This is a genomic window from Micromonospora sp. U56 (assembly GCF_018070095.1).
In the GTDB taxonomy this organism is placed as follows: domain Bacteria; phylum Actinomycetota; class Actinomycetes; order Mycobacteriales; family Micromonosporaceae; genus Micromonospora; species Micromonospora purpureochromogenes.
This window is the reverse complement of sequence record NZ_JAGPYL010000019.1, coordinates 45,633-62,838: the sequence shown is the minus strand read 5'-3', so window position 1 is coordinate 62,838 and position 17,206 is coordinate 45,633. Positions and strand designations below refer to the sequence as shown.

The 17,206-nt window shown below is 70.6% G+C and carries 17 protein-coding genes and 1 pseudogene; 6 read left to right on the top strand and 12 right to left on the bottom strand.

What is annotated here, in order from left to right; all coding sequences use genetic code 11:
• Positions 1–14 precede the first annotated feature (14 nt).
• Positions 15–1,160 (bottom strand): ThiF family adenylyltransferase, encoded by a 1,146-nt coding sequence (locus tag KBX37_RS09965; RefSeq protein ID WP_210775605.1) that lies wholly within the window; start codon positions 1,158–1,160, stop codon positions 15–17.
• A 599-nt stretch (positions 1,161–1,759) separates the two neighbouring features.
• Between KBX37_RS09965 and KBX37_RS09960 the strand changes: the two genes are divergently transcribed.
• Complete coding sequence (locus KBX37_RS09960; RefSeq protein WP_210775604.1) at positions 1,760–1,933, top strand: hypothetical protein; 174 nt, start codon at positions 1,760–1,762, stop codon at positions 1,931–1,933.
• 424 nt (positions 1,934–2,357) lie between these two features.
• Here the strand turns inward: KBX37_RS09960 and KBX37_RS09955 are convergent, their stop codons facing one another.
• Positions 2,358–2,909: a DUF2231 domain-containing protein gene (locus tag KBX37_RS09955; RefSeq protein ID WP_210775603.1), complete on the bottom strand. Its 552-nt coding sequence runs from the start codon at positions 2,907–2,909 to the stop codon at positions 2,358–2,360.
• Between the two features lie 401 nt (positions 2,910–3,310).
• Between KBX37_RS09955 and KBX37_RS09950 the strand changes: the two genes are divergently transcribed.
• From KBX37_RS09950 to KBX37_RS09940, 3 genes are all read left to right on the top strand, one after another.
• Complete coding sequence (locus tag KBX37_RS09950) at positions 3,311–3,913, top strand: TetR family transcriptional regulator (RefSeq protein ID WP_210775602.1); 603 nt, start codon at positions 3,311–3,313, stop codon at positions 3,911–3,913.
• Positions 3,914–4,035: 122 nt separating this feature from the next.
• On the top strand, positions 4,036–4,593 hold the full coding sequence (locus KBX37_RS09945; RefSeq protein ID WP_256440242.1) for a TetR/AcrR family transcriptional regulator: 558 nt from the start codon (positions 4,036–4,038) through the stop codon (positions 4,591–4,593).
• Between the two features lie 328 nt (positions 4,594–4,921).
• A complete protein-coding gene (locus KBX37_RS09940) occupies positions 4,922–6,508 on the top strand; it encodes an FAD-dependent monooxygenase (protein ID WP_210775600.1) in 1,587 nt (528 codons plus the stop codon).
• A 65-nt stretch (positions 6,509–6,573) separates the two neighbouring features.
• Here the strand turns inward: KBX37_RS09940 and KBX37_RS09935 are convergent, their stop codons facing one another.
• On the bottom strand, positions 6,574–6,855 hold the full coding sequence (locus KBX37_RS09935; protein WP_210775599.1) for a hypothetical protein: 282 nt from the start codon (positions 6,853–6,855) through the stop codon (positions 6,574–6,576).
• Complete coding sequence (locus tag KBX37_RS09930) at positions 6,849–9,017, bottom strand: MMPL family transporter (protein ID WP_210775598.1); 2,169 nt, start codon at positions 9,015–9,017, stop codon at positions 6,849–6,851. The genes KBX37_RS09935 and KBX37_RS09930 overlap by 7 nt, the downstream gene beginning before the upstream one ends.
• A 271-nt stretch (positions 9,018–9,288) precedes the next feature.
• Here KBX37_RS09930 and KBX37_RS09925 point away from each other — a divergent pair, with 271 nt between their 5' ends.
• Positions 9,289–9,894 carry a TetR/AcrR family transcriptional regulator gene (locus KBX37_RS09925; RefSeq protein WP_210775597.1) on the top strand — a complete coding sequence of 202 codons (606 nt, stop codon included), beginning with the start codon at positions 9,289–9,291 and terminating at the stop codon, positions 9,892–9,894.
• Positions 9,895–10,085: 191 nt separating this feature from the next.
• On the opposite strand, the pseudogene KBX37_RS35595 reads toward KBX37_RS09925, so the two are convergent.
• From KBX37_RS35595 to KBX37_RS09900, 6 genes and pseudogenes are all read right to left on the bottom strand, one after another.
• Positions 10,086–10,271: pseudogene (locus tag KBX37_RS35595) on the bottom strand (DUF6596 domain-containing protein); the annotation flags it as partial.
• Between the two features lie 12 nt (positions 10,272–10,283).
• Complete coding sequence (locus tag KBX37_RS09920; protein WP_210775596.1) at positions 10,284–11,537, bottom strand: MFS transporter; 1,254 nt, start codon at positions 11,535–11,537, stop codon at positions 10,284–10,286.
• Positions 11,538–11,777: 240 nt separating this feature from the next.
• Positions 11,778–12,449 carry a class I SAM-dependent methyltransferase gene (locus tag KBX37_RS09915; protein WP_210775595.1) on the bottom strand — a complete coding sequence of 224 codons (672 nt, stop codon included), beginning with the start codon at positions 12,447–12,449 and terminating at the stop codon, positions 11,778–11,780.
• A 287-nt stretch (positions 12,450–12,736) separates the two neighbouring features.
• A complete protein-coding gene (locus tag KBX37_RS09910) occupies positions 12,737–14,122 on the bottom strand; it encodes a rhodanese-like domain-containing protein (protein WP_210775594.1) in 1,386 nt (461 codons plus the stop codon).
• 133 nt (positions 14,123–14,255) lie between these two features.
• Positions 14,256–14,609: a rhodanese-like domain-containing protein gene (locus KBX37_RS09905; RefSeq protein WP_210775616.1), complete on the bottom strand. Its 354-nt coding sequence runs from the start codon at positions 14,607–14,609 to the stop codon at positions 14,256–14,258.
• A gap of 14 nt (positions 14,610–14,623) precedes the next feature.
• Positions 14,624–14,938, bottom strand: a complete 315-nt coding sequence (locus KBX37_RS09900) for a rhodanese-like domain-containing protein (RefSeq protein WP_210775593.1) — start codon at positions 14,936–14,938, stop codon at positions 14,624–14,626.
• A gap of 166 nt (positions 14,939–15,104) precedes the next feature.
• Between KBX37_RS09900 and trxA the strand changes: the two genes are divergently transcribed.
• Positions 15,105–15,473 (top strand): thioredoxin, encoded by a 369-nt coding sequence (gene trxA / locus KBX37_RS09895; protein WP_210775615.1) that lies wholly within the window; start codon positions 15,105–15,107, stop codon positions 15,471–15,473.
• A gap of 48 nt (positions 15,474–15,521) precedes the next feature.
• Here the strand turns inward: trxA and KBX37_RS09890 are convergent, their stop codons facing one another.
• Together KBX37_RS09890 and KBX37_RS09885 are read right to left on the bottom strand one after the other, a co-directional pair.
• On the bottom strand, positions 15,522–15,914 hold the full coding sequence (locus KBX37_RS09890; RefSeq protein WP_210775592.1) for a DUF302 domain-containing protein: 393 nt from the start codon (positions 15,912–15,914) through the stop codon (positions 15,522–15,524).
• A gap of 79 nt (positions 15,915–15,993) precedes the next feature.
• Positions 15,994–17,196, bottom strand: coding sequence for an FAD/NAD(P)-binding oxidoreductase (locus KBX37_RS09885; RefSeq protein WP_210775591.1), 1,203 nt, complete (start codon positions 17,194–17,196; stop codon positions 15,994–15,996).
• Between the last annotated feature and the right edge of the window lie 10 nt (positions 17,197–17,206).

The following is a 17,206-nucleotide window of genomic DNA, read 5'->3' as shown; positions in this document are numbered from 1 at the left end:
CGTCGTCGGGGCAGTCAACCGGCCACGTACGCCAGGGTGGGCGGCCGGCTGCTGATATGGGGGCTCGCGCAAGCGCACTCGGCCTGGCGCTCCCAGGCGTTCGTCCGCATGGCGCAGCCCGCAGCGAAGTCGATCTCAAGAGGGTTGCCGGCGTACGCGGGCGGCTCGAAGCGGGTGAGGTAGCGGAGTACCTCGAAGGCCGCCAGGGAACCGAGCAGCCCGGCCACGGGGCCAATTCCGCGGTTGGTCCGGGGCTTGGTGCGGAAGAGCTTCATCCCGGTGAGCGCGATGGCAGCGTCGCCGCTTGCCTCCCTGCGGTCACGGTCCGCCGCGATCCGCATGCAACCGCGGCAAGCGCTGTGGCCCGGATCGACCGACCAGACGACTCCCTGGGTGACCCAAATCCCGGCACGTACGTACGGCACACCTCGCGCCACGCAGGCCTCGTCCACCCAGTCGTCGACGTTGTCGGGGCTGTCCACGCCGGACATGACCACGTCCGGGCGCGCCTGGTCGATCAGCCTGAGGACGTCCGAGGGGCCGTTGATGCTCGCTTCGACCGCATCGACCTCGACGCTCGGGTCGAATCCCCGCACCCACGCGGCGGCGGTCTCCACCTTGCTCCGGCCAACGTCGCTCCATCGGTAGAGGTACTGCCGAGCGAAGTTGCGGGGCTCGACGGCGTCCCGGTCGGTGAGCGTGAGCCGGCCGACACCAAGACCACACAGATGCGGGATGGTGTTCGAGTTGAGCCCGCCCGTCCCCAGCACGAGGACGTGCGAGCGGCGCAGCTGCAGCTGCAGGTCCTCGCTACTGCGCGCGAGCGTGGCGAACGACTCGAAGAACGCTACGTTGGAGTAGTAGCGGCCGGTGGCCTTCTCGCCCAGCCGTCCGAGCCGTGCGCCGTCCTCAAGCAGGCCCTGCCCGTCGAGTGCCTCCAGCGCGGCCATCACGTCGCCGACCGGCACGTCGCGGCCGCACCGATCGGACAGGTCGCGAGCCAGCTCCTCCGGACTGCGCCCCCCCGTGCGGAGCAGCCCGAGCAGCCTCTCGACGATCCCGTCGGGATCGGCGATGACGAATGATTCCCGCAAATCGTACACAACCTGGATGTCCATCCCGGAGCGTTCCCACGCCACGCTCTTCAGCTGCGGCAACACCGTGACGAACCTCCCAGGTAGCTGCACCGTTCGACCTCTGACGACGTGACCCTCGCACCACGGATCACAAATCCGTCATTGTTTGATCACAAGGCGCCGAATTCGCGGAAGCGCGCGTGTGTCGCCGAGCGCTTGTACCAGGTTGGTGATCTCTGTTCGGCTCATCCGCTGTGAGCTCTTGTTCGGTGTGTGTGGCGTGGAGATCGGCTTCGGCGCGTGTCCGTTCCGCCTGGGTTTGGGTGATCCAGCCGGTAGCCACCGCCGGGTCGGCTCCGGCGTCGAGGGCTGCTCGGTAGCGCTCAAGCTGGCGTCGCAGTCGGCGATGGTTGCCCGGGCTGCGGTGCCGAGGGTGGGTAGATCATCAGTGGTCTGGGCGTTAGCCATGGCGCTGATCGTTCGTTCGATGCGGTCCGGCGCGAAGGCGGAGGCCAGCGAGGTGTCGAGCGGGTCGGTGAGGGCGTCCTCCCGCAGATAGTGGGTGAGTCCCGCCGGATCGTGGCGCAGCAGCGCCCTGCGTATCCAGCCTGACGGTCAGGGCAACTTCCAGTTCCAGACCATCGCGCCCCAGCCCGCTGTTCACCGTCCTCACGCGCGGCCGGGTGTCGGCCTACGCCCTGCTGCCCTTCGAGGACGAGGACGTGCGGATCTCCGTCGTGCCCGAGCTGACCGAGCAGGGCTTCGGCTATGAGCTGACCCGCGTTAAGCAGCGGCAGATCGCCTCGTGGTGCTGGCAGAACGACTCGATCCTCCGGCTCGGCCACCGCTACAACTGATCCTTGACCTGACCGTGGCCCGCTCCTCGGCGAGCGGGCCACCGTCAGGTCGCTCTGTCTGGGTGGCGGTGTTGGTTGGCGTCAGGGCTGGCCGTCGAGCGGTGGTACGTCGGTGACGGTGAGGCAAGGGCGGGGACCTGGTAGCGCCAGCGAGCCAACGGGTCCTGGATCCGCCTTCGGCGCGAATCGCACCGGCCACGCCCATGGTGTCGAAGACCTTGAGGGTGTGGGCGTGTGCGGCCAGCGTCTTGAAGAACGTGGACGGGATCGCGCTGAAGTCGACGATCCATACGGTCAGCCCGTGCCGGCTCGCTCTGCACGCCGCGGTGGTGCCCGGCGCCGACCACGAGCACGTCGCGGTCGACGCGCACGGCCGGCTCGGAATCGTGCCGGTTCGCGGATGCGACGGTCATCTCTGGCCTCCTCACCTCGGGTTGGCGGGCCCTGCGGTCGTCGCCGCCACATCGGACCACGCCGCCTCCGCGCCGCTGTGGCCGATGCGGACAACTGACGCGACAGCGCCTGCGGCGGTGGTCACGGCCAGGACGGCCACCACGACCGACACCAGGCGGGGTGCGCGTGCGGGGCTGGGTGCCGACCCGCGCGAACCGTCCGACCCACCGTCCGGTCCGGCCGGACGTGCCCGGACCGTCTCCCGGCGGCGCAGCCAGACGGTCGCCGCGGCGGCGAGCACGAGCGCGATCACCCAGGGCAGCAGGCCGGCGCCGAGGTCGCGGTGCCGGTCGATCAGTTCGCTCGCGGCGAGACGCCCGCGCAGGACGTCGCCGGAGCGTACGGTCACCGGCACCAGGCCCAGCGCCAGCGCGCTCAGCGCGAGCGCGAGCGGAGCGGCTCGGGCGCGGAACGTGGGCCACACCCCAGCCAGACCGACGACCAGCGCGGCAGCCGGCACGACGACCACCGCGGCGTGCACGACCAACGGGTGCATCGGCAGGCCGGCAACGGTGTCGAACATGAGCCTCCAACCCTTCAGACGCCGGCGGGCAGCGAGCCGCCGGGATAGCGGAACGAGACGCCCTCAGAGCGAACCCACGTGACGCGGCCGATTCGAGAACCGGCGGATACGGCGCGAGCGGCGACCGCTGGGGCGCCAGCCAAACTCTAGATGAAATGCGACAGACGTGTCTAGCTTCTGGGGTGGCCCGGCGGTCAGGGGCCCTGCGCCAAGCCGCGCGTCAGGGTGCGGCAGGACCAGGTCCGGCACCGACCGTCGGCGAGCTGGAAATGATCAGGCTGTCCCCGGGCTCGCCTGGCAAAGTGCTGTCCGGCTGGCGAGGCACCCGGGCGGTCCGGGACACGTTCTGACAGCATGAGACCGCCTCCGGGACGTGAGCCCGGCGAAGGGCGGGAGGATCGATGGCACGAACCGGTAGGCGCCCGGCTGGATCGGGCACGCGCGGGGCGATCCTGGCCGCAGCGCGGGATGCCTTCGCCGCGCGCGGCTACGCCGGGGTCACCATCCGGCAGATTGCCTTGGCCGCCGCGGTGGATCCTGCGTTGGTGCATCACTATTTCGGCACCAAGGAGCAGCTCTTCCTCACCGTCCTGCGCAGTGAGGTCGATCCGGACCGGATCCTCGCGCAACTGCTCACGGGTGGCGTCGACAGGCTGGGGGAGCGGATCGTCGCCGAATTCCTCCGACTGTGGGAGGGGGGCGCGGGTGCGAATGCCAGCGCGTTGCTGCGCACGGCGGTGACTGCGGACCAGATCGCAGGGCTGGTCCGGGAGGCTGTCTTTCCCGGCGTGGTCGATGCGGTGCTCAGCAGGACCGGGCTCGATCCGGCCGAGGCGCCGCTACGGGTCGCGTTCGTCGCCTCGCAGCTGTCCGGTCTCGCGATCACGCGGTACGTGCTCGAGCTGGAGCCCATGGCGGCGGCGCCGGCCGACATCGTGATCTGCGCCGTCGGCGCGACCCTCCAGCAGTACCTGACCGGTGAGCTGCCGTCCCGGCCGCGGTAGCCGGAAGGCCGAGCGGCGCCAGCGGCCGGCCGGGCGGACGCGGTCCCGCCGCGAGCACGACCTCTGCTAGTCGCGAGCACGATCTCTGCTAGTAAGGACAGGTGCCGGCCGAACCCCCACCGATGTCCCGTAGCGACGCGGAGCGTAACCGTAGGACGTTGTTGGAGGCTGCCGCGGACGCTCTCGCGCGCAGCCCCGGTGCGTCGATGGCCCAGGTGGCGCAGGCCGCCGGCCTCGCTCGCGCGACGCTCTACCGGCACTTCAGCAGCCGGCAGGAGCTGCTCGCGGCGATGCGCGCGGAGGCGCTGGTACGCGCCGCCGACGCGATCGCCGGGTCCCGTCTGGACGAGGGTACGGCGCTGGAGGGGTTGCGCCGGGCGGTCGAGGCGCTTGCCTCCCTCGGCGTGCGCTTCCGCGCCCTGCTGCTGGAAGGCGCTGACCTGGATGCGACGTTCCTGCAGCAACGCGCCGAGGTGCTCGCCCCGCTGAAGGCGGTGGTCCGGCGCGGGCAGGAGGCGGGGCTGATCCGGTCGGACCTGCCGCCGGAGTGGGTGGTGACCGCGATGGCGTCGATGCTCGTCGCGGGAGTTCGCGCGTCCGCCGGTAGGGGGTTCGACGACAGCCGGGTGGCGGATCTCGTCTTCGGCACTCTCACCAGCGGTATCACGGCGCGTCCCTGACCGCCTGGCTGCAACGCGTCGCGTCCCGCTAGGGGCGATCGATCGGGCGGAGTGTGAACGGGTGACCTGCCGTTCCGCCCGTGGGGCCACCGCCCCACGCGAGACGTCCGGGCCGGCGTTTCGTCCTTTTTGTCGCGGGAACAGCTCTCGGGGCCAACACGGCGACAGGGACCAAAACTAGACTCTCATGTCTCACTTCGTTACCGTTGGCGCTGGCGGACGCCGTCCTGCTTACGAGAGTTCGGGCTGGGCCGATCAAGCCGCGAGGATCTGTTACTGGCACCCTGGGAGGGTCGCGTTGTCATTCCGACCGGAAAACGAACCGCATGTGGACCTCGCTCGCGACACCGAACCGTCCGGGTCGGCGGGCACGGCAGGGCACATCGACGTCGACGTGCTGGTCGTCGGCGCGGGCCCCACCGGTCTGACGGCAGCCTGCGAGGCGATCCGGCACGGACTCAGCGTCCGGATCATCGACCGCAAGCCGTACCGCTCGACCTTCTCCAAGGCGCTCGTCGCCCACGCCCGCACGCTCGAGGTGTTCGAGACCATGGGCGTGGCCGAGGCCATCGTCGCCGAAGGGCAACGATTCGCCGCCTTGAACATCCATGCGGGCCGTCGCCGTCGCGCGGTGCGCGTCGATCTGATCGAGCTGCCCTGGGGTGACACCGCCTACCCGTTCTGGCTGTCCATCCCGCAGTACGCCACGGAGCGCATCCTCGAAGCGCACCTCAACAAGCTGGGCGGCGCGGTGGAGTGGGAGATTTCGCTCGATGGACTCCGCGACGAAGGCGATCACGTCCAGGCACGACTGGAGCGGGCCGACGGCGGCGAGGACGTAGTGCGCTCGCGCTGGGTGGTCGGCTGTGACGGCGGCCGCAGCCGGGTGCGCGAGCAGATCGGCCTGCACCTCGACCGGGCAGATGCCAGGGCGACGTTCATCCTGGCCGACGTCAAGACCAACGCCGACCTGACCGAAGACGAGGGTCACGTCTTTCTTGGTCCCGACGGCCTGCTGCTCATCGTCCCGATGCCGGAACCGCGTCGGTGGCGGATCATCGCGCACGTACCGACGCCGTCGCCGGATTCGCCGATCACCATCGACGCCGCATTCCTCGACGCGCTGATCCGGCGGCGGTCCGGGATCGAGTTCGGCAGCCACGACGTGGTCTGGCAGTCGCAGTTCAACCTGAGCCACGGCCTCGCCGACCATTACCGGCGGGGAAGAGTGTTCCTGGCCGGCGATGCCGCGCACGTGCACAGCCCTGTCGGCGGCCAGGGCCTGAACACCGGCGTGCAGGACGCCCACAACCTGCTCTGGAAGCTGGGAGTAGCACGGCGCGCCGGGGTCATGCGGACGGAGAAACTCCTAGACAGTTATGAGGCCGAACGGCGTCCGGTCGCCCGGGCGATGGTCCGCGGTACCGCGCGGGCGACCGGTGCGCTGACCGCCCGTAGTGGTCTTCTCCGGGCGTTGCTCGGCCCGATCGTGCCCCGGATCATCTCCCGCCCCGCGGTGCAGGCGCGGCTCGGGCGGGCGGTCGGGATGCTGGAAATCGCCTATCCGGGAAGTCCGCTGGTGAGCCCGGCCGTCGCCTCGGCCGTCGCCGGTCGCCGCATGCCCAACCCGGAACTGCGCACCGGTGGCCGGCTCTACCAGGACCTGGACCCCACCCGGCACACCTGGGTCGTGCGGCAGCGTCCCGGCGAGGCGCCCCCGGACCCGTACGCTCCGCGGTGGGCCGGTCTCCCGGTGGTGTTTCTGGACGGAGGGGCGCTCGTTGACGGTTCCGGGACGGTACCGCCGGTGGTCCTGGTCCGGCCGGACCGGTACGTGGCCGGTGCCGGTGACACGGTCGAGTCGGTCTGGTCGCAGCTCGCCGTCCACCCGGAACAGGCGCCCGTGCCCCGATGACCCGAGCGGGCCCGGCCGCAACGCGGCCGGGCCCGGCAGGGGCTGCGCAGGTCGTGCCGCTGCCGTCAGGAAGTGGAACCCGACCCATCGGTAATGGGAAGAATCGCCGGCTGGCCCGCCCGCTCGTGCGAACCGCGTAACCCGCTCGGGTCGCAGATGACGCGGACCGTGAACGCCCTGTTCTTCACCGCCGAGGGCAGGTGCATCGGAATTCCGGGGACGTCCAGCTCGATGGTGTAGCGACCGTCGACGCGGTACTCGTACCGCACCTCGCGCTCGCCCCCGGCTGGTGAACCACTACCGGTCGCGGGGGACGGCGACCTCGTCGTGCTGACCCGGATCACCACCGGCGTGCACCCTTCTCCGCGACCGACGCCTGCGATGCCGTGGGAGTGACGGCCTCAGGTCCGGGCTCGGCCGGCTCCGCTGCCGAGGACTCCGCAGCACCGGCGGCCCGCCGACGTTTCCGGCCCGGCATCCACCAGGCGGCCCGGCCGAGGATGACGAGCAACGCCGGGGTCAGCACGAGCATGGCGACGAGGGCGTACATCGCGATCGCGGTTGCCAGCCCGAACCCGAACAGGTTAACCGTCCGCTGGTCGTTGAGGACGAAGCTGGCGAAGACGACGACCATCACCGACGCCGCCGCGAGGATCACCCGCGAGGTGGCGCCGATGCCGTTGACGACGGAACGCCGCGCGTCGCCGGTCCGCTTGTACTCCTCGTGCACCCGGCTGAGCAGGAACACCGCATAGTCGGTGGAGAGGCCGAAGAGAACAGCGAAGAGCATCACTGGGGCGAACGACTCGACCGGGCCGGGCTGGGCGCCGATGAGTTCGGCGGGCCACCAGCCCCACTGGAAGACCGCCACCACCGGGCCGTACGCGGCGCCGACGGCGAGCAGGTTCATCACCACCGCGACGAGCGGGACCAGCAGGGAGCGGAACTCGACCAGCAGGACCAGGAAGGCCAGACCGACCACGAGCAGCATGAACCAGATCATCCGCCCGTCGAGCTTGTCGGCCAGGTCGATGCTCGTCGCCGTCGCCCCGCCGACGTGGGTCTCGGCCCCCTCCGCGGCTCCCGGCAGCACGTCGCTGCGCAACCGGTGCACCAGTTGCTCGGTGGACTCGTCGTCCGGCGAGCCGGTGGGCACCACGGTCAACACCGCGGTCCGACCCTGGGGGTCGATGCGCGGCGGCGATACCTGCGCTACGCCGTCGGTCGCCACCACGTCGGCGCGCAGGTCGCCACTGGCCTGCTGGACCTGCTGCGGTGAGGTGCCAGAGGGGTAGCCGACCGTCACCAGCAGCGGGCCCGTCATGCCCGCACCGAAGTCCTCGGCCACCAGGTCGTACGCCTTTCGCTGAGTGGACTCCGTCGGCTGGGAGCCACCGTCGCCGGTGCCGAGCCGCAGGGAGGCCAGCGGGAGAGCGAGCACGACGAGGAGCGCGGCGGCCAGCGGCACCGCCAGCCAACGCCAGCGCTGCACCCCGCGCGCCCAGCGGTGCCAGCCGCCTTCCCGGCCGCCGCCGTGGTCGAAGCGGATCCGCCGGACCCGCAACCGGTCCAGCCTGCTGCCGAAGATCCCGAGCAGGGCGGGCAGCAGTGTCACCGCCGCGAGCAGCGTGGCCGCCACGGTGACGGCGCTGGCCAGCCCGAGAGCGGAGACGAACGGGATGCCGATCAGGTAGAGGCTGAGGATCGCGACGATCACCGTGGCCCCGGCCACGAGGACGGCACGCCCGGCCGTCTTCATCGCCCGCTCGATGGACTCGGCCGGATCGTGGCCCTGGGCGAGCCCTTCCCGGTGGCGGGTGACGACCAGCAGTGCATAGTCGATGCCCACGCCGAGCCCGATCATGGCTGCGACCACCGGACCGGAGGTGCCGATCGTCACCCAGTTGGTGAGCAGTTCGATCACCGCCAGGCCGAGGCCCAGCGCCATCAGTGCCGTGACGATCGGCACCACCATGGCGAAGAGCGACCCGAACGCGACCAGCAGGACGACGACTGCGGCAATGAGCCCGTAGACCTCGCTACCCGAGGGGCCGGACTCCGTCTGCACCGCCGGGCCGCCGTACTCGACCTCCAAACCCATGTCCCGCAGCGGGTCGAACGACGCCTGCGCCTGCTCCACCGCGCCCTCCGGGATGTCCTTGGCGCGTTCGGTGAACCGCACGGTGGCGATCGCGGTGCGGCCGTCGTCGGAGACCAGGCGCTGGCCGGGACCGTACGGGGACTGCGCGGCGGCAACGTCGGGATCCGCGCGCACCTCCGACAGCGTGGCGTCGACCGCGCCCCGGACCTCGGGCGAGGTCACGCCGTCGTCGCTGTGGATGACGACCTGCATGCCGTCCCCCGACATGTCGGGGAACCGCTCCCGCAGCGTGTCGTACGCCGCCTGCGAATCGGTGTTCGAGAGGGTGAGGTCGTTCGTGAACGAACCGCCGTACTGATGGCCGGCTGCCACGGCGCCGAGCAGCAGTACGGCCCAGGTGATCACCACCAGCCATCGGTGTCGTACCGAGAACCGACCGAGTGCAGCAAGCAAGGCTGAACCTCCTGAACGGGACGGGGTGCGGGCACAAGCCCACATCCCCGAGGGGATTGATGTCCGGAACGAGACACGTGTCTAGACAAACGATACACACGTGTTCAAGCAGCAGTCCTGCCCGCCGGGGCCGTGGGGGATCAGGGGATGCGCCTGGCGTAGATTTGTGGTCAGTTGACCGTCACGGCGTGCTCCGGACCGCGCGACCGGCTTGGAGGAGAGCGACATGGCCGTACGCCCACCCGGCTTCGGCCGCGTCGGTGCCGACCTGCGCGAACGGGCCCGCGACCGGCTGCTGGACACCGCGCTGCGGCTGTTCGTCGAACGCGGCTACGTGGGCGTACGGGTGGAGGACATCGCAAAGGCGGCCGGCGTCTCCCGCGCCACCTTCTACAAGCACTTCTCTGAGCGCGAGGAGATCCTCGCCGAACTCTTCGCCCGACTGCTGGGCCGGGAGCCGGTGGCCGCGCCACCGGGGCCGCCCGCCGACGCGCTACCTCGCATCCGAGGTCTCCTCGCCGACGCGGCGACCCGCATGGTGGCCAACGAACAGCTCGCCAGATTCGTCTACACCCTGCCCATCCGGCATGCCAGCCTGCTGGGCCAGGGAGCCCGCCCGCCCGTCCTAGGGGTGGTGGAACGCATGATCGAGGAGGGTGCGGCGGCTCGCGTCGTCCGCACCGACATCCCGCCGGCGCTGATCACCGCACACATCGCGCGGACCTTCGAGGCCGCCATGCGCGACTGGGCTGAGGGTCGGGCGGCGGACGTCGCGTCGCACCTAACGCTCCTGCTCGACCTGGCGTTCCAGGGCGTCGAGGCGGCGCGGTAGCGAAGGCGCGTTCCGTCGGACGGGCACGCCCGACAGAGCCGGCCGGCATCCCCGACGCTGACGCCTGCCCGACCGGCAGGTCCCTCTGGAGGTCCACCGCGGGTCCGCCAGCCGGCTGCTCTAGCGCGCTTCGCGGAGTCGGAATCTCCACTGATAGTGGCTGATGTGGCGTAGCAGCCGATCGCTGCGCTGATGCCGCCGCGGTTCCACCGGGAGCGGTCCTGGTGGCGGAGCAGGACGAGTCGACCAGGGGGTCGAACCGGCCGGCGGTAGGGCCTGTGCAGCCGGATCAACGCCAGCAGTCCGGCGACCTCTGGCTCGCCCGGCCCAGCTGCGCCAAGAGGCTCGCCGTCGGCCTTGTCTTCTGATCCGCACACTGGGCGGTCCGGTCAGCGCCGAGCCGCCTGCGGGTGGGTCTCGTACATCCGCACCCAAGCGAGGAGGCCGGAGGCGGCGGTGAGCGCGGCGACGACCCAGATCGCGGCGCGGATGCCGGCGAGGTCGGCGACGGCTCCGGCGAGCAGGGCGCCGACGGCGAAGCCGCCGTCGCGCCACAGCCGGTAGACGCCGACGGCGCGGGCCCGCCAGGCGGGGTGGGCGACGTCGCCGACCGCGGCGAGCAGGGTGGGGTAGACGGCGGCGGTGCCGGCACCGAGCAGCATCGCAGCGGCGGCCCAGCCGGCGAAGCCGTCGGCGAGAGCGATCCAGGCCAGTGCAACGGCCTGGGCGAGCATCCCGGCGACGATGAACGGTTTACGGCCGTAGCGGTCGGATGCCTGTCCGGTGACGAGCTGCCCGAGCCCCCACACGGCGGGGTAGAGAGCGGCGAGGATGCCGATCCGGGTCAGGGGCAGTCCGGAGGTGGCGAACAGCAGCGGGAACAGGCCCCAGGCGAGGCCGTCGTTGAGGTTGTTGACCATGCCTGCCTGGCTGGCCGAGGAGAGCGCCGGTTCGCGCCAGGATGCCAGCGCGGCGACGCGGCCGGTGGACAGCCCGTAATGATGCTCGGCGTTGCCGGTGGTGTGGGTCGTGGCTTCCAGTCGGGCGTGACCGCGGGTCTCGCGTACGAAGGCCAGGGACAGGCCGAGGCCGAGGCCGGCGTAGGCGAGGGCGAGCAGGAATGGCGCTGGCCGCAGCCCGTGTTCGGCGGCGAGCCATCCGGTGACCAGGGCGGTCGTGGCCACGGCGAGGTAGCCGGCGGCCTCGTTGAGACCCATGGCCAGTCCTCGCCGGGCGGGGCCGGCGAGGTCGATCTTCATGATGACGGTGGTGGACCAGGCTAGGCCCTGGCTGATTCCGAGCAGGACGTTCGCGGCGACGACCCAGCCCCAGGACGGCGCCCAGATGATCATCAGGGGTACGGGGATGCCGGCGAGCCAGCCGGCGATCAGGACCGGTTTGCGGCCGTAGCGGTCGGACAGGGTGCCGGCGAAGAAGTTGGTGACGGCTTTGGTGGCGCCGAAGGCGAGGATGTAGGTCAGCGCCGCGGTGTAGGCGGCGAGGTGGAATTCCTGCTCGGCGAGCAGGGGCAGGACGGTGCGTTCGGAGCCGAGCAGCCCGCCGACGAGGGCGTTGACCGCGACGAGCAGGGTGAACTGCGCGGCGTTGGCCCGCAGACCCAGCCGAAGTACCGAGGTGCTCATACGTCCTCCTGAGCTAGTCGCCACGTCGCCGCCGGCGCCGAGCGCAGCGCCCGTAGGTCCCGCGGCGCGTCGACCGCAAGGGCTCGGCCGTCACCGATGTCGAGCAGGTGGGCGGCTTTGCCTAGCCCGTCGTCGACCGTCGGCATCAGCTGCGCTTCGATACCCCCGCGAACCATGGGGTTGTCCGACGGTGACGGTGGGGTGATCCCTGCATGCCTGTGGAGCAGAGGGAACCCCTGCTCACTGCGGGGCTTCCCGTCGGCGCAGGGTGATCCTCCATAAGCGGCGGGGTAGGCCGCCCTCCTCGAACTCGGTCACATCGAGCAGTGTGCAGCCCAGCGTGAGACGGTCGACCAGGGCGCGGTTGAAGAAGTGGACGATGAAGCCGCCGTTCTCGTACATGTCGTCGCCATGGGCGGTTCCGGCACCGTAGTGGGCGTCGCCCGTGTGCCGGACGGTGTAGACGTGCAGCCCGCCGGGGCGTAGCACACGCGCTACCTCTGCGGTGAGGTGGTCGAGCTCTGGCGTGGTCAGGGCCATGTTGAACAGCATGTGACTGTAGACCGCATCAACGCTGGTGTCCGGCACGGGCAACGTCTGGCGGACGTCGTGCGCCGTGGTCGTCAGCTGTGTCCCGTGACCTGACGCCGTCGCGGCTTGGTCCAGTTCGGCCAGGGCGTCGGAGGCGTAGTCCAGTGCCGTGACATTGAATCCAGCCCGTAGGAGAGCGAGGGTGTCTCGTCCCTGTCCTGCACCGAGTTCGAGCACGTCGGTCAATCCTTCGTGCCTGAAGAGGTCGATCGCGTAGACACCCGACGCGCTGGGATCCGTGCCGTACATCTGCGGGTTGGCCACGAAGGTGCTCTGCCAGTGCTCCAGCTGCCGGTCCAGCAGGTCCTTGCCCCTCGTCATCGGTGTTCCTCTCCTGGGGGCTCTATTCGCCGGGCGTCGGCAGGGTCTGGAAGCGGGCCCGGCCGGGCACTGTGCGGCGGTGGGGTCGGTTGTAACGCCATAAGCGGTATTGCGGGATCCGGAGGCTGGTGAGCCGACGCTGGACGCTGGTTACTTGTCGTCGCGACGAGATCGCTGCGAACAGCGATTTCAGTAAGCGCCCCGGTGGTCGCCACGGGCGACGCAGGGGGCGGGTGACCGCGGGCCCAGCCTGCGGTCACCCGCTGCTGCGATATCCCCCGCTTAGCTCAGGCAGCGGCGGTGTCGAGCATCGTCTGCCAGGCGCCGTAGCCGCCGAGCAGGTCGGAGACGTCCGGCCGGCCGGCGTTGCGGAGCAGGCTCGCCGCGACCGAGGAGCGGTACCCGCCCGCGCAGTGCACGACGACGGGCCGATCGGCTGGCACCTCGTCGAGGCGGCGGGGCAGCTCGGCCAGCGGGATGTGCAGGGAGCCGTCGACGGCGCCCTGCTCACGCTCGCCGACGTTGCGGACGTCGAGCACGACCGGTGCCTTGGGCCGGTCCAGCGCGTCGCGCAGTTCCGTGGCGGTCAGCCGGCTCGCGCGGCTCATGTCCGCGGCCATCTCGAGGAACGCGCCTTCGGGCTCGCGGAGGTAGCCGACGACGTGGTCGAAGCCGATCCGGGCGAGGCGCACGACGATCTCCTCCTCCCGGTCCTGCGGGGCGACCACGAGGACCTTGCGGTCCGGCGCGATCACGCTGCCGGCGGTCTCGGCGAACCGGCCGTCGGCGGGGATGTTGATGGACCCCCGCACGTGGGCCGTGCCGAACTCCTGCGGGTCGCGGGCGTCCACCACGACCGCGCCCTCGGCACGGGCTTCGGCGAACTCCGCGGCGTTGAGCGGCCGCGGCGCCCTGGTGTGGTCGAACAGCTCGCGGGCCTTGCGGTTGAGTACCGCGTCGAAGGCGAAGTAGCCGGGCGCGGAAGGCTGCCCGCCGGTGACCAGGGCGAGGAACTGCTCCTCGCTCATCGGCGCGCAGGCGTAGTTGGTGCGGCGTTGCTCGCCGATGGTGGACTGCCGCTCGGTGGAGAGGTTCTTGCCGCAGGCCGAGCCCGCCCCGTGGGCCGGGAAGACGCGGACCTCGTCGGGCAGGCCCATGAGCTTGCGCTGCACGCTGTCGTAGAGCATTCGGCCCAGTTCGTCGGCGGTGACGCCGAGCGAGGCGAGCAGGTCCGGCCGGCCGACGTCGCCGATGAAGAGGGCGTCGCCGGTCATCACGCCGTACGGCACGGTGTCGTCGGCGTGCCCATATACGAGGATGCTGATGGACTCCGGAGTGTGGCCCGGCGTTTCCATGATCTCCAGGGTTACGTCACCGAGGCTGATCCGCTCGCCGTCGTGGAGCTTGCGGCTCGGGTACTCGGTCTCGGCCCGGTGGCCGTAGCCGATCCACGCGCCGGTGGCCGCCGCGACCTCGAGGTGCCCGGCGAGGAAGTCCGCGTGGAAGTGGGTGTTGATGACGCCCTCGATGGTGAGGCCGTGGGCCCGCGCGTCGGTCAGGTACTCGTCGATGTCCCGGCGGGGGTCGACGAGCACGGCCCGCCCGGTGCTCTCGTCGGCGATCAGGTACGACGCCTGGGACAGGCAGTCCAGGTAGTACTGGGTGAACAGCATGGTGTTGCACTCCTTTGCAGTGATGGCCAGCGATGTAATCACGATAGCTCATACCCCGGGGGGTATCCACCAGGCCGAAGGTCCCGGATCCTCGGGACCTTCGCAGCGGGCTGCGGCCCGCCAGGCGAGGCCCTCAGGTCAGGCGTCCGGGCCGCCCACCCTTGGCCTGGAGTGCCATTCCGGCCTGGCCCCAGGCCCGCATCCCGCCGGTCAGGTTGTAGATCTCGTTGTGGCCGTGGGCGAGCAGCGCGGCTGCCTGCCGCGAGCGCGCCCCCGACCGGCACACGGTGATCACCGGGCGGTCGGCCGGCACCTCCCTGACACGGCCAGCGAGCTGGCCGAGCGGGATGTGCCGGGCCCGGGGCGCGTGGCCGGCGCGCCACTCGGCTGGCTCCCGAACGTCGAGCAGCAGCCCGCCCCCGGCGACCAGCGCCGCCGCCTCCTCCGGCCCGACGGAGGCGTAGGACTTTCGGAAGACCTTCTTCAGCAGTCGCCCGAGCTTCACGCGTTCGCGCCCTTCACGACGGCGCGACCGCTACGCGCCCACGCGCCGGTGCCGCCGGCGACCGACCGGGCGTCGATGCCGCCGCGGGCCAGGAACTGCGCCGCGGCCAGGCTGCGGTTGCCGCTGGCGCAGATGACGTAGACCGGGCGGTTGCGGGGAAGGTCCCCGACCACCGCGGGCAACTGCGCCAGCGGCACCGAGCGGGCACCGGGCACGTGACCCTCGACGTACTCGAACGGTTCCCGGACGTCCACCACCGCAGCACCGTCGGCGTGCGCGGCGGCGAAGTCTGTCAGGTTCACCTCCCGCATCTCATCCTCCGATCCTTATACCCAGGGGGGTATAGGTGACCATAGCGCGCCTGGGTCGATCCGGCATCCGTGTGGCATGGGTGTGAGCGATACGACCAGGGGAAATAAATACCCAGGGGGGTATGTTGACCTGGGCGAGAGCATTCCCGAGATGCGGAGGTTGGACATGGCGAGCGTGGCGCTGACCGGTGCGGACTTCGAGGAGACCGTGACCCGGAACGGGATTGTGCTGGTCGACTTCTGGGCGAGCTGGTGCGGCCCCTGCCGCAGCTTCGCGCCGGTCTTCGAACAGACCAGCGAGAAGCACCAGGACATTGTGTTCGGCAAGGTGGACACCGAGGCGGAGCACAACCTCGCCGCGGCAGCCCAGGTCCGGTCCATCCCGACGCTGATGGCCTTCCGGGACGGCATACTGGTCTTCTCCCAGCCGGGTGCGCTGCCGGCCCGCGCGCTGGAGCAGGTGATCCAGGCGGTTCGTGACCTCGACATGGACGAGGTACGGGCCAAGATCTCCGGGCAGGCCGTCAGCCGCTGACGGAGCGACGGCGCAGGGGGTGCGGGCGAGCGCACCCCCTGCCGCATCTCATCCCGAGAGCGCGTTCAGCGCCGCGCGCAGTCGCCGGGTCGCCTCGTCAGCGACCGCCCGCAGTTCGGCCGCGTCGCTGAGCTGCACCATCACCTGCGGATCGAGCGCCTGCACCAGGGTGGCGTCCGGACCGTCGGCGCGGACCACGACGTTGCACGGCAGGAGCAGGCCGATGTTTCGGTCGGCCTCCATGGCGCGGTGCGCCAGGGGCGGGTTGCAGGCGCCCAGGATGACGTACTCCTCCATGTCGACCCCGAGCTTCTCGCGCAGCGTTGACCGCATGTCGATCTCGGTCAGCACCCCGAAGCCCTGGTCCTTCAGCGTGGCCCGGACCCGTTCGACGGTCGGGGTGAACCCGGCGGGCAGCCGGATGGTCATCGCGTAGCTCATGCTCTGCTCTCCCTCACTTGAGATGGTGCCGGCCGCGAACGACCGGCGTGGGTGATTTGGCAAAGCCGTGCCGGGCCAGTCAGGCACGGCCGCGCAGCATGCCGTGCCAGTACAGCGCCGGAAGCCCGTAGCGCTTGAGCAGCCACATGTCGTAGCGCGGCTTCATCGTGTCGATGAACGGGAAGCTGGGCTTCGGCTTGAGCCGGTAGTCGAACTCGGCCAGCAGCATCCGGTTGTGGGCGGTGACCAGCGGGCAGGAGGTGTAGCCGTCGTAGCGGGCCGGCAGCGGCTTGCTCCGGCGCGCGGCGAGCATGTTGGCCACCACCACCGGCGCCTGCTTGCGAATGGCAGCTCCGGTCTTGGAGGTGGGCAGGCTCGCCACGTCACCGAGCGCGAAGACGTCCGGCCAGCGGGTGCCCTGGAGGGTGTACTGGTCGACCGCCAGGTAGCCGAAAGGGCTGGCGGGATCGGCGAGGGCGCTGTCCTTGAGCCAGTCCGGCGCGCTCTGTGGCGGTACGGCGTGCAGCAGGTCGTAGTCGATCGTCTCCTTGGTGCCGGACTTGTTGTCGAGGATGACCGCGCGCCGGCTGTCGCCGTCGACCTCGACCAGCTGGGACTCGTACCGGACCTCGATGCCGTAGTCCGCGACGATCCTTTCCAGTGCCTTCGCCCAGTCCGGCTGGCTGAATATGGTCGGTGTGGGCAGCACCATGATGATCCGGGTCGTGTCCAGCAGCCCCTGGCGGCGCCACCAGTCTGCGGCCAGGTAGGCGATCTTCTGGGGGGCGCCGCCGCACTTGATCGGCCCGGTTGGCATGGTGAAGATCGCCGTGCCGCCGCGCACCTTCCGGATGAACTCCCAGGTGCGTGGTGCGAGGTCGTACCGGTAGTTGCTCGACACCCCGTTCCGCCCGAGCGATTCGGCCAGGCCGGGCACGGCGTCGAAGTCGAGCTGCAGCCCGGGGGCCATGACGAGCTGGTCGTAGGCGACCGTGTCGCCGCTGGCGAGCGTGACGGTCCGGTTGTCCGGGTCGACGCCAGCCGCCCGGTCCCGGATCCAGGTCACGCCCTTGGCGATGAGCTTGCCTTGCGGCCGTACGGTTTCGCCCGCCTTGACGAGGCCGCTTCCCACCAGGGTCCACAGCGGCTGGTAGTAGTGGTGCTCGGACGGCTCGACCAGGGCGATGTCGGTGACGCCCTGGCGACGTAGCCGCGCGGCCACGCTGATACCGGCGGTGCCACCGCCGACGATGACCACCTGATGATGCCGGACCGTAGTCATGGAACCTCCC